Here is a 13,983-nt window from a genome sequence, read left to right as displayed (position 1 = left end):
AAGTTAAGAAATTGGTTGAGCAGGGCAAGAAGAAATTCGTTATTGATCTGTCTAAAGTTAAATGGATGAATAGCTCCGGCCTCGGTACAATGATGGGATGTCTGACTTCAATCAAGAATGGATCCGGTGAATTACGACTTTGCGGTGTAACAGAAAAAGTAAAGAGCCTTTTTATGATTACCAAATTAATTACACTTTTTGAGACTTATGATAGTGTCGAAGAAGCGGTCGATTCATTCTAAAAATAAATTATACACAACAATATTAAATATTCCCAAAGGGCAGTGTAATACTGCCCTTTTTGTTTGAAGCATTTTATTTGAGCCAAACTCTACGATTACTACATTATCAATATAAAAAGTTTAATTTATTTTGACAAACAATCCTTAAAGATATTGTGTCACTCTTGTTTAAAATAAATTTGAGGTTGCGATGACTATATTGCGAACATTACTTGACATTATCTATGCAAGTACACTAAATATTATTTTTCTGGTTCTTTATGTATTTATTTCTATTTCTTTCTATGAAATCATCTAAATACATATGGAGGGAGTAATAAAAGTTTTCAAATAAATCAAGGATTTAACGAAAAGAAATTAGACATTCAAATAGAAATATATTGTGAGATTTAGCCATAGAGCCAAAATATTAATGAAAATCTGGTTCGAGGAAACATTGAAACTATGATCTAAATATATGTTTTTCAGTTCATTAAAAAAACATTTTCAACGCTACTCATGCATTGCATTGGTAAGCTGAATACGCCATATTGGGTGCACAGATTCGCATGAGGGGCCCCACTAAAATGTAAGACATGAATATTCGGAAATTATTTGTAAAGACTTTTTTTCTTTCCTTAAGAAAGTACTTGACAATTTGAACAAGATTATGTAATTTAAACATACTTTCATACCGTTAGAAAGTAATCAGTATAAAATAAATTTATATTATACATTTAAATATTTACAAAATTTTCGGATAAATATTAATAATGTTAACCATCAATAAGTTTTTATTGGTTTGTGTCGAAAAATGTAGTGTTGCTATTTTATTAAATAAAAGTGTGGTTTTAATTCTATTTAAGATATGTATAGGCTAACGGCAGTATCGCAAACTGAGACTTAATTATTAAGAACATATCAATATATGCAACTAAAGGAAGGAGGTGAATTATTTATATTCATCATTGGTTATTGATTTAGAAAGAAAGGAAGAGGAACATGAGGGAGAATTGTATTTCCGAATTTTGTGTTTATTTTTGCTGTAATTTGTAATTATGAAAGGAGTGTATGATGAGAATACACAAAAAATTGGTTTATGGCCCAGCGGTTATTTTCCTGGCTATACTATTTTTGGGAGGGGGGTGTGAGCGGGATGTCTGGCAGGATCACATTTCTGCGGATGATTCTATCCTGGGTCCGCTAGGGCCAAGTGTCCCAAATGTTATTAATTGGTTTGGTGATTGGTCAATGACCACTTGGTGGGCTCAAGATGAAAATGGTGAAATCACAGAACAAGAGGAAGCAGAAGAATTTGTTGTCACATACAATACAGACGGCACTTGTCTTTTTTCAGGTGAAGATGGAGATTTACAGGCAACCTATAAAATTGATATGAGCGTGACTCACTCCTTAGGTGATGACTGGTGGGATGGCCCGTGGATTGCAAATATCGACTGGGATGAAGGTACTTTAACATGGTTTTTTGCTGAAGATCCTGAGAATCCCAATGGTGCTGGTGAAGGATATCTCTTTAGTATGGAAGACGGCCCGACAAATATGTGGTATGGTGAATGGACTTTATTGCTCTGGTGGGCTCAGGATGATAATGGAGAAACAACAGAAGACTATGAACATGAAGGATTTGTCAAATACAATGAGAATGGTACTTGTGAATTTAAATGTTTTGATGATGAATTTTCAGGAACGTATGATTTCGTTGTCAAGGTTACCCATACTCTTGGAGACGATTGGTGGGATGGCCCATGGTATGTTACAATTACGGAAGCCGAGATGAGGTGGTTTTTTGCTGAAGATCCTGAGAACCTTGATGGAGCTGGCGAAGGATATATTTTTGAAAAGGTCGAATAAAAAAGGATTTATTATGTTTTTAAAATCATCCTTCACAAGTGTTGATCTTAAAACGGAGGTTTGAAATGAAAAGACGGATAGGTATTCTTCTTTGCCTGTTCTTCATGAGCTCGATGGCCATGGCTCAAACAAGGGGTAAGATATCAGGCAAAGTTGTTGATGCTAAAACGGGTAAACCATTGGTGGGGGCCAATGTTATTATTGAGGGTACCTCACTTGGAGCTGCAACAGATGCAGTGGGGGACTACTTCATCATCAATGTCCGGCCGGGAATATATACCGTAACAGCACGGATGATGGGGTATCAGGCAATCAACAAAACCGAGGTTCGTGTATATATTGACAGAACCATCAAAGTTGATTTTAAATTAAATACCGCAGCGGTTGAAGGCCAGGCTGTAACTGTCGTTGCAGAGAGAGAAGTGATACAACAGGATGTCTCATCCAGCGGGCACAGAGCTAAAGCTGATGAAGTTGATGCCGTACCTATGGTTGTAGATATAAATAATTACATTGCGCTTCAGTCCGGTGTTCAAGAGGATGAAGAGGGTATTATTATTCGTGGTGGCGGAGTAGACCAGGTTGGTTTAGTTGTTGATGGTTTGCCGATGGTTGATAATGTCCACAATAAACCTATGGATATAGTAAACCTCAGTTCAATTGAGGAAGTAGAAATTATTAAGGGCGGATTTAATGCTGAGTATGGAAACATTCGATCTGGTATGTTCAATATTATTACTAAATCCGGGAAAGAAAAATATCAGGGTGGTATGGATTTACGTTATACTGTCCCTTATCAGAAACACCGCGGCAATTCGATATTTTCCCAGAATAATTTTTACATGCGTCCTTACTTAGATCCGGATGTCTGTTATGTTGGTACGAAAAATGGTCCGTGGAACTGGTATGCTCAACAACAGTATCCTGAATTTGAGGGATGGAATGCATTTTCTGCTCGCCTTGCTGAGGACGATGATCCAACCAATGATTTGACACCTGAACAGTGCCGTGATCTGTTCATCTGGCAGCATGCGGCCGAAGGCAGTGAAGCATTGGGGCATCCGCATCCTGGAAAATATGGTGATAAACCGGATCTAAATTTAGATTTTAATTTTGGTGGCCCTTTGCCTTTAATTGGTAAGTATTTAGGGCAAGCATCATTTTTCGCATCTTACCGCCGAAATGTAGAACAGTATGCATTACCAGCAGTTCGGGATAATATACTTACTCAAAATGCTATGTTTAAAGTAAATTCCACCCTTTCATCAAATATGAAACTTGGAATTGAGTGGATGTACGGTCTTGAAAATAATGCTGGTTTTCAGGCAAGTAATATTGAAGGGGGCAGAGGTATTTACTTCCCCTATGGCCAATCACCAATGGATGTCTATCAGTCAATGGTGGGATTGATGTTTGACCATGTATTAAGCCCCAGAACATTTTATCAGTTGCGTTTATCACGTGTTACTGTGCGGAATGATATGTGGGGTGCCCAGACAATGCGTGATACCACGCGTATTCGTAAGATTGGGCCAGTGTGGGTGGATGAACAGCCCTATGGCTGGATACCTGTTTCAGGATACCAGTATGCTCTGGCTGACCGTATGGTGATTGGCGGTGTTGGCGGTGGCGGACGAAATAAAACAAAGGTAACAACCTATAATGTTAAATTCGATTTAACGAGCCAGGTTGACAAATTCAATCAGGTAAAAGCCGGTTTTGAAGTAACAGCTGATAACTATAATGTATATGAAGGTGAGCATGGTCTTGATCCTACGGGAGATTACTTAGTTGATTGGGATCGGACACCTATAAGATTTGGCGGTTATATTCAGGACAAGCTGGAATTCGAGGGAATGATTGCAAACCTTGGTGTTAGACTTGATTATAATGATCCTAATACCAACTGGTATACGGTTGATCCTTATTCTCCATATTTTTCGCGAATTTTTAAAGACCAGCTAACTACTGAAAGTCCGACTGCACCTGCTAAAGGGCATCTTACAATTTCACCGAGGTTGGGAATTTCCCATCCAATTTCTGATGTGTCTAAATTATACTTCAGCTACGGTCATTTCTACTCAATGCCACGTTCCGGTGATATGTATCAGATTAACTATGGAATTGCAAGCCAGGGTATTGAGAGATTAGGAAACCCGAGTCTTAGAATGCCCAGAACTATTGCTTATGAACTGGGTTATGAGCATGAAATAGCTGATATGTTCCTACTTAGATTGGTTGGATATTATAGGGATGTAACTGACCAGGTTGGTGATGTACGCTACATCAATTACGATGAGAGTGTAAACTACTCCATTGCTATGAATGACAATTATGCAGATGTTCGTGGATTTGAACTAGAAATACGAAAGATCTGGGGTAAATGGGTTACTGGTTGGCTTAATTATACTTATATGGTTAATACTGATGGTATGGTGGGGCGTGAAGTACAGTATCAGGATCCGCGGCTTCAGGCTATATATGGTTTGCGCAGCCCAATTCAGGAAAAACCTATACCCCAGCCATTTGCACGTGGTAATATAACTTTTCATACTCCAGCAGATTGGGGGCCAAAATTAGGTAAATCAAATGTCCTTGGTGATTTGAGTTTTACATTGCTGGGTTATTATAATTCAGGAGATCACCTGACCTGGGAGCCGTTACCTCCATATAAATTGCAAAATAACCTAAAGTGGAAAGATCAATGGATGTTTGATTTGCGTGTTATGAAAAATTTCAGTCTAAAAGGTGTAGCATTTACTGCATTCATGGACATAGCGAACGTCTTTGACATGAAATTCCTGACAGGCCAAGGATTCTGGGAAGGGAGTGAAGATTTACGTGATTATCTGAATTCTCTGCATCTACCGATGTATGGTGGAGATAAATACTTGCAGGATGGTAGATTCACAGAAGGTACTGATAAGGTTGGTGATACGTGGAGTAAGGATAAACCTTATATTAACATGCCTAATTTGGATTATATGGCATGGAGCGTACCCAGAAGCTGGACATTAGGATTGAGAGTTAATTTTTAATCCGAGTGTATGTAGTCAACCGATGAAAAGGAAGGAGTTTCGATGATGAAGAAACGAATAATATATATCACTTGTTTGAGTCTGCTTTTAACAGTATTTTCTGTGCAGCTCATATATGCTCAAGGTGTAGCTAAGTGGATTAACATCGGGTACAAGTTGACCAAGGTCGTGGACAGTGGCGATGAGGGTGAAGGAAGTTGGGGATGGGGCATGAATTCAACGTATTACGATGGATTTGGTGAAATGGGTACACATTCGAGTAAGGCAGTTTTTTTGGGGTGTAAAAACTGGACAGATCAGAATGGTGTACTTCACGCTGTAAAAACTTCAGGACATGGTCAATGGGAGACAGATGACCGCCATGTAATGATGCCTGTACCTGACGAGTATGGTTGGACAATACATCGTTATATGCGTTACCAGCCACCTACTATTAAAGTAGATGGACTTGTGATGAATGAGCCTTATCCTTTGAATGCTTCTGATCATGTAGATCCGGATGCCATTGAGGGTACAGCAGATGAATTTATTACATCAACAATTAACACAGATATGGGTGTAACAATCCATCAAAAGGTATGGGGATTCTCAAATCCTAATCATGATAACTATAACATTGTTGAGTGGGTTCTGGAGAACACAGGCAATACAGATATTGATGATGAAATTGAGCTTCCAAATCAAACCATCACTGATCTGCATCTGCTCCGTCAAATCAGGGTTAACGAAGATCCAAGAGGTTGGGTTACTTCTTACGGTGCCGAAGCGGGTCAAGATATGTGGGTTATCTATAGGTATCCGACCAGGTCGGAGGGGTCAGAGTGGGATGATTTTGGTGACATTCAAGAAGAAACAGGATATATTCGTTCACCGATGTATTCCGGTGAGACCATCATATTTGCCAGTGCGGCTGTAAATGATTTAGTAAACAATGCTAATGATCAACCGTCTATGACCGGTTTTCAGGATTGTGATTGGCCTCCTGTAACGAGGCATTCCTGGAATCAAACGGAAGGGCAAATAAGCGATATGTGGACACTTATGACCCAGGGTTGGAAGGCACTTAGCGGAGACCCTGAAGTAGTGGGAGGTAAGCCCGGCCATCACAGTGTTCCTATGGATGAGCGCGGAATGGAATACCCGTTTGACGCACCCTGGTTCGGATATACAGCAACAGGTTTTTGGGGCGTAGGGCCTTATACTTTAGGGCCTGGTGATAAAGTGAAGATCGTTTGGGCCGAAGTTGAAGGTTCGATTGATGCTGTACCAGCATGGGATATAGGACAAGGCTGGTTAGATGGTGAGTTAGATCCGCCAGAAGGATTTGATTTTAATGCAGGTATTGACAATCTGCCACCTCCGCTTAAACAATATCCTGAGCTGTATGCTGATGATAGTCATGCAAGTGAAAAAATTAACTGGGCCAAGGATTGTTGGGTTGCGACAGGTAAAGACAGTATATTTGCAACAGCAAAGGCTGCGAATTGGGCGTACAATCATGGTTTGAATGTACCTCAGGCTCCGCCAGCGCCATCCTTGTCTATTACTTCTCTTTCAGATAAAATTCTTGTGGAGTGGGGTGAGGAATCAGAAACAGCATCTGATTTTGCAGGTTATCGCGTATATCGTTCAACTGGCAGCTGGTTCCCTACTGTCCCGGAAGATCAATATACACTAATTGGTGGTTGGAATATGATTTTTGAGTGCGGTCCTGGTACATCTACTCCTTTGACACATGAGTTTGAGGATAAGACTGTTCAGCGCGGTGTAGCAAATTTCTATTATGTAACTGCTTTTGATGATGGAACTCATAATGGAGCTGATTTCGATGGTGTACAGAGAAGCCTTGAAAGCAGTATGTTTGCTAACATGACACGAAAGGGTGCTTATCTGACAAGGGAAGCTGCTGCTGGCTTGGATAGCATTAAGATTGTACCTAATCCATTCAATATTTCGGCAACTGATTTACAGTTCCCTGGAGAGACAAACAAAATCATGTTTTTTAACCTCCCCAATGAATGTACGATTCGTATCTTCACTGAGAGCGGAGATCTAATTAAAACTATCGAGCATTTTGGATCAGGAGACGAGTCATGGGGTAACATTCCCGAAGAGCATATGACTACAGATTCAGATCAGCTCGTAGTGAGTGGTGTGTATATAGCACACTTTAAAACCCCCGATGGGCAGAGTGCGATCAAGAAATTTGTGATTATACGTTAACAACCGCATTCGTTAGATGACGATAAAAGTATAAAACGGAGGTAATCAACAATGAAGAAATGGACGATTGTTCTGACTGTTGTTTTTATGACAATAGTTTTAACTATGCCCGCCCATTCGGGGATGAAGAAGCTGGCCCAGACAGGGTTTCAGTTTCTGAAAATTGATGTGTCTCCCCGGGCAGCTGCCATGGGTGGAGCATATTTGGTTGCCGGATTTGGTGCGGATGCAATGTTTTACAATCCAGCTGGTATGGCACGCATGAATTGCAGTATGGATCTTATGGCGAGCCAAACAAGATGGATTGCAGATATATCTTATGATGCATTTGCTATTGCCAAGAGCCTTGGTAATATCGGAACAGTTGGTATTAGTGCAATGATTGCTGACTACGGCGATATTGAGGGGACAATGGTAGCAAACAACTCAGCAGGATATATTAATACTGGTAATGTAAGTGTAGGCGCTTATGTTGTCGGACTTTCATTTGCAAGAAATCTGACTAACAAATTTTCTGTTGGAGGACAGGTAAAATGGGTAAACCAGAATCTGGGAACCAGTACTTTAAACGATGGTGTTGATGTTAAAAATGAAGTGTCTGGTTTAGCCTATGATTTTGGTACGGTTTTTTATCCTGGATTCAAGAGTTTCCGGTTCGGTATGAATATAAGAAATTTTTCTAATGAATTTAAATATCAAAAGGAAGGTTTCCAATTACCACTGACATTTTCAATCGGTATTGCCATGAATCTGATGGATTTTATGGATACTGAAAATCATCGTTTGATTTTTGCTGTAGATGCTATCCATCCCAGAGATTATTCAGAAAGATTAAATATAGGAGCTGAGTATACTTTTATGGATATGATTTCTCTGCGGGCAGGATACAAGTACAATTATGATGAAGAGGGATTTACCCTTGGTGCTGGTTTTCATAAGAGTCTTGCAGGAGTAGGTTTACGGGTTGATTATGCTTATACACCCATGGATTTGTTTACTACAGTAAATCGAATTGGTGTTGGGATATCGTTTTAAAAACTGGACTAAAACTTGATTTGAATATCTCTCTGATATGCTTCAAGTTGGTTGAGGGAGCCCTTCCGGGTTCCCTCAACCCCCGACTATAGTATGATAATATTTATTTTGTTTTTTGACTTGCTGTGAGAAAAGAAATCTGTTTTTTTGCTAATATTTAAAGTTAATAGAATACTAATTGCCGGCAATTGTTGCTGTGTAGTTGGAATCGTACAAGGGCACATTATGAAAATATTTCACTTTATTTCTTTAATTATGATAGTGACCATTACTGTTAGTGCTTTTCCGGGAGTATCAAATGATCCTATTCTTTATTGGAAATTTGATGAAGGGATGATTTCTAAACCACTGAGCAATGAAAAACAAACTAAAGGACTGGTTACTATTGAGTCAATAACGGGAACTACTTTTAAAGTTACAGGACTGGCAAAGTACGTTCCCGGTGTGTCTGGATCTGCCATAAAGTTTGACGGATTTTCGTCTTATGTTGAAGGAGTACCTGAGTTTCAAAAGAAGCAAGTTGAAGAAGATGAATCTGAATTGGACATTCCAAGGGAAATAACTATTGAAGCGTGGGTTGCATTAGGTGCATATCCCTGGAATTGGGCTCCAATTTTAACTATTGGTAAATATAAGATTACAGGTTTTTATTTTGGTATAGATTCCAGAGGAAGACTGGGTTTCCATATGTCTGATGCAACTTCAGTGTGGCATGAATGTAATTCTAAACTGAATGTTGATACTAAATTAGGCATGGAATTAAAAAAATGGTATCATGTAGCAGGTACTTATAGCCCGGAAAAGGGGCTTGCAATTTATATTAATGGTAAATTGGCCGGAACATATAATAATTTCGATTTTGATTATGGCATTGTCTACAGCAATCTGGATAAAGGATTTCGAATAGGTATGAACAGAGAGAATTTAGCCCCGACAGATCCTATTCGTGACTGGGCTACATATCCCTCCAGATATTCTTTAGATGGGATTATAGATGAAGTGAAATTTTATGGCAGGGCCTTAACAGCAGAAGAAATAAAAAAGAATTTTAATTCTGTAAAACCTGAAAATGAACCAATATTTGAACCACGCAGATTTCCTATAGTAAAAAGTTCTAAAAGATTTGGAGCTAACTATACAAGGCTTGCATATTATCCTGAATGGGATGCTATCTGGCCGCCGGGTGATCAAATGGATGTGGTTGTCCAATTTGATAATTTTCCTATAAAAGTAATGTTTTGGCGGGGTACACGTTATTCGCCATGCTGGGTTTCAGAGAATGGAAAATGGATGGCTGATCAAAGCAGAGAGACAGGCAACAATTGGTTCCTGTCTCAAGGGTCAAGAGAGGACGTGCCTACAGGATGTATTGAGCACATGTCTGATACTCAGTGCCGAAGTTCCAGAGTTTCTATTATCGAAAGCAATGATGCCAGGGTTGTAGTAAATTGGCGGTATCTGCAGATGGATGTTAGACTACGCCAAAAGGACCTTCCGAACAATACGGGATTTGGTGAGTGGGGTAATGAACTTTATTATATTTACCCTGATGGGGTAGGGGTCAGGAAGGTCCTTCCTGGCAGAGGAGGCTGGCAGGAAACCATATTACTCAATGAACCAGGTACACGACCTGAAGATAATGTAAATTTGAATGCCTGTACTCTTATAAATATGGAAGGTAAAGAAGAAACTTACTCATGGGAGCATGGATATCCAAAGTTTGGCCTGAAAGATGCAGTGATTCAGGTAATCAACTTGAAATCTAAATTTAAACCCTTCCTGATTTATAGAGAAGGCGGCAGTTTTGAAGTATTTAATCTTGAAGTTCGTCCAGAGTACTCCCATTTTCCATGGTGGAATCATTGGCCGGTAGCTCAGATTTCTTCTGACGGTAGAAGTGCCTCAGCACCAGATCGTGCTTCACATTCATCACTAAGCTGGGGTGATCCTAATGGTAAAGCTGCTTTGTATGGAATGACTGACAGGGATCCTAAAACATTGGTTTTTCTGGCAAGGTCGTGGAATAAACCACCTGAATTAACTGTGACTTCTAAAGGCTACATAAACGAGGGTTATGATTATACACAGAGAGCTTATGTGATCAAGAATGAATCGTCGGCAGGGAATCTGTCATTTGTTTTAAATGGGTCAAAGGATTCTCCAGTATTAAATCCGTGCTTTGTGATTAAAGGATGGGATAGTAATGAAGTTGGTTTATTGCTTGATGGAAAAAAAATTGTTAGAGGTAATAAATTTAGATACGGTATAGAGTATAATATAAATGGGAAAGCTGATCTTATTGTCTGGATAAAAAAGAAATCTGTGAAGGTTACTGATATTACTTTGAAAACATTATAACTTTTACACTTAATATAGAGGAGAAAATAATGAAACGTATTAAAATCTTAGGGGTTGTATTTTTTGCGCTTTTAATCACTACTGGTTGTTCAAAAAGCGCGAAGAAATATACACCTGATTGGGTGAGCTTGAAACATCATGAGACACCTCAATGGCTTAAGGATGGAAAATTTGGTATTTATACGCATTGGGGAATTTACTGCTATTCTGCAACCCGTGGGAATGCTACCTGGAATTCATATGCTGCTTATCAAAGACCAAAATCCAAAGCAGCTCAGGATTTTTATAAGAAATATGGAAAAGTTACTACTGAATTCGGCTACAAAGATTTGATTCCCAAATTTACTGCTGAGAAGTTTAATGCTGAAGAATGGGCAGATCTTTTTGCCAAATCCGGTGCAAAGTTTGCAGGGCCGGTAGCAGAACATCATGATGGATTTGCAATGTGGGATACTAAATGGTCTGATTGGAATGCTGCAAAGATGGGTCCTAAACGAGATGTTGTTGGTGAACTGGAGAAAGCTATAAAAGGAAAGGGCCTGAAGTTTGTCACAGCCTTTCATCATGCGGCAAATTGGTTTTTCTTCCCGACATGGGACAAAACAAAAGATTGTAGTAATCCTGCCTATTCTGGATTATACGGTCCGATTCATAAAAAAGGTGCAATTCGAAATAAGGAATTTCTTGATGAATGGTATGGAAAACTTGTTGAAGTAGTTGATAAATACGATCCTGACTATGTATGGTTCGATTTTGCTCTTGATATGATACAGGAAGATTATGTAAAGAATTTCGTTGCTTATTACTACAACAAGGCTATTGACCGAGGAAAGGATGTAATTATTTCTTACAAGCACGATGATCTACCTCCAGGTGCAGGGATTTATGATCTTGAACTCGGCCAGGAACCTGAATTAACGCACTATGATTGGATTACAGACACTTCAATTGATGATCAGGGTGCATGGGGATATATCCCGAATCTTAATTACAAATCAGTAAATCGATTGGTTGATAATCTTGTTGACAGAGTCAGCAAGAATGGTTATCTATTATTAAATATCGGGCCAAAATGGGACGGCACTATTCCTGAAGGCGCTAAAAGGGGTCTTTTAGGAATGGGAAAATGGCTTAAAGTAAATGGTGAAGCCATTTACGGAACAACTTCTTGGACAAAATATGGCGAAGGCCCTACAGGTGTAAAAATCGGTGATGAAGGTGACGCCATGTTTAATGAATCTGATATAAAGTACACAAAAGAAGACATACGCTTTACTGTAAAAGGTAATGTGTTGTACGCAATTATACTGGACTGGCCAGGGGAATCAGTTTTGATTAAAAGCTTAGTGCCTCTGGATGGCGATGAAGAATTTCCCGGTTATTATATTTATCCAAATGAGATCCAAAAAATTACAATGCTCGGAGATGGGAAAGAGTTAAATTGGAAAATTATTAAAGGTAAGGGTTTGAAAGTTGATATGCCTAAAGAAAAACCATGTGAAAACGCATTTGTTCTGAAAATTGAAAGGTCTTGAAAAAACAGAAAATTAGTTTTCATTGGAAATCATTCAAGTTTTAGAAAAACAGAACCAAAAGCCGGGCAATTGTAACTTTGTACTAAGATTGGCCGGCTTTAACTAAGTGATAATATTGTTTTTTATTTGAGTTTTGTTAAATGCAACATACAATAAGATTTGATCATGGGAAGGAGCATATAAGCAAACAATAAGAAAACGGATATTTTTAATCGGAGATTTTTTCTGTTACTAATTATTTTTATTAGTGTTCTTTATTTTCCATACTTTGCAAAAAGAACCTTCTCGTGTTCTTGACTGCCCTGAATGGAAGTTTATATAGATACAACCGTTAATGATAAAGCTAATAAGTATGTAATCAAATGGCTTATAATTTTTTGAATTTTAGCACATATTGCAGATTTGAAATACAAACAACTATTTATATAGAGATTGAAATTTATGATATTGTGGTAAAGAAAGTAAGAAATTTAATAGAAGGTAAGAAAAATTAAGGAGAAACTTTAACCCTTCGGCATATAAAAACTAATGGTGGAATAACTGTCCCAAGTGGAATATGCTTTTGTGCTTATAGAGAAAACCGTGAAGTTAGAGTTGTAAATAAAATTATAGACATATAATTAATTGATGAAGATTGAAACAGGGATTTTGAGGAAGAAACCATATGAAAATTTTTAAAATAGTAGTCGGTGTTGCGGTTTTTTTACTTTTTGTGGAATGTCAAAATAGAGGAGTAACAAAGATGAAAATTACAAAACAACCTTTCGGACAGACTGAGGATGATGTTCCTGTTGATTTGTTTACTTTAGTTAATGAAACTGGAATGGAGGCAAAAATTACTAACTATGGAGCTATTGTTGTATCATTAAAAGTGAAAGACCGTAAAGGAGATTACGGTGACGTTGTTCTCGGCTATGATTCTTTAAAACAATATATTGATAATAATCCATATTTCGGAGCAATTGTCGGCCGGTACGGAAACAGGATAGACAAAGGCAAGTTCACATTAGATGGCGTAGAATATATCTTGGCAACCAATGACGGCGAAAACCATCTGCATGGCGGAATAAAAGGATTCGATAAAGTCGTCTGGGATGCAGAACCTATTAATGGTAAAGAACCTGCACTTAAACTGAGCTATTTAAGTAAAGACGGTGAAGAAGGTTATCCTGGTAATTTAAATGTAACAGTTACTTATACCCTTACTAATGGTAACGCATTAGAAATAGATTATAAGGCGACTACTGATAAACCGACTGTTCTTAATTTGACTAATCATTCTTATTTTAACCTTGCAGGTGCGGGTGAGGGTGATATTCTGGATCATGTCCTCTGGATTAACGCTGATAAAACCACAACTGTTGTAAAGGGGCTGATTCCTACGGGTGAATTGAAATCTGTAACTAATACACCTTTTGATTTCAGAAAACCTACTTGCATTGGTGAAAGGATTAATGCAGATGACAAACAATTGGAATTGGGACCAGGGTATGATTGTAATTGGGTCTTAAATGATTGGGACGGATCGTTGAAATTGGCTGTTACGCTTTTAGAACAAAAAAGTGGCCGGTTTATGGAAGTACTTACAACAGAACCGGGTATGCAGTTTTATTCCGGTAATTTCCTTGACGGAACAATTAAGGGTAAAAAAGGAAAGATTTACTCATATCGCTCAGCAGTAGTTCTTGAAGCAGATCATTT

Annotated in this window: 8 protein-coding genes; all 8 read left to right on the top strand. The window is 38.5% G+C overall.

The window, feature by feature from the left end; genetic code table 11:
• Positions 1-242, top strand: a 242-nt coding sequence (locus J7K93_07085; protein MCD6116760.1) for an STAS domain-containing protein, incomplete at its 5' end; no start/stop codon positions are given.
• 1,050 nt (positions 243-1,292) lie between these two features.
• Entirely contained in the window at positions 1,293-2,093 is an 801-nt protein-coding gene (locus tag J7K93_07080; GenBank protein ID MCD6116759.1) for a hypothetical protein, read from the top strand.
• A 65-nt stretch (positions 2,094-2,158) separates the two neighbouring features.
• Positions 2,159-5,131 (top strand): TonB-dependent receptor, encoded by a 2,973-nt coding sequence (locus tag J7K93_07075; protein ID MCD6116758.1) that lies wholly within the window; start codon positions 2,159-2,161, stop codon positions 5,129-5,131.
• A 42-nt stretch (positions 5,132-5,173) separates the two neighbouring features.
• The gene (locus J7K93_07070) at positions 5,174-7,354 is read left to right on the top strand and encodes a hypothetical protein (GenBank protein MCD6116757.1); all 2,181 of its coding nucleotides are present in this window, start codon (positions 5,174-5,176) and stop codon (positions 7,352-7,354) included.
• A 51-nt stretch (positions 7,355-7,405) separates the two neighbouring features.
• Positions 7,406-8,389 carry a PorV/PorQ family protein gene (locus tag J7K93_07065; GenBank protein MCD6116756.1) on the top strand — a complete coding sequence of 328 codons (984 nt, stop codon included), beginning with the start codon at positions 7,406-7,408 and terminating at the stop codon, positions 8,387-8,389.
• A 225-nt stretch (positions 8,390-8,614) separates the two neighbouring features.
• Positions 8,615-10,747, top strand: coding sequence for a LamG domain-containing protein (locus J7K93_07060; GenBank protein MCD6116755.1), 2,133 nt, complete (start codon positions 8,615-8,617; stop codon positions 10,745-10,747).
• 29 nt (positions 10,748-10,776) lie between these two features.
• Positions 10,777-12,282 (top strand): alpha-L-fucosidase, encoded by a 1,506-nt coding sequence (locus tag J7K93_07055; GenBank protein MCD6116754.1) that lies wholly within the window; start codon positions 10,777-10,779, stop codon positions 12,280-12,282.
• Between the two features lie 664 nt (positions 12,283-12,946).
• Positions 12,947-13,983 (top strand): galactose mutarotase (locus J7K93_07050; protein ID MCD6116753.1); only part of this gene is annotated, 1,037 nt, incomplete at its 3' end.

Source organism: bacterium, assembly GCA_021158245.1.
In the GTDB taxonomy this organism is placed as follows: Bacteria; Zhuqueibacterota; QNDG01; order QNDG01; family QNDG01; genus QNDG01.
This window is presented reverse-complemented; position numbering and strand designations above follow the sequence as displayed.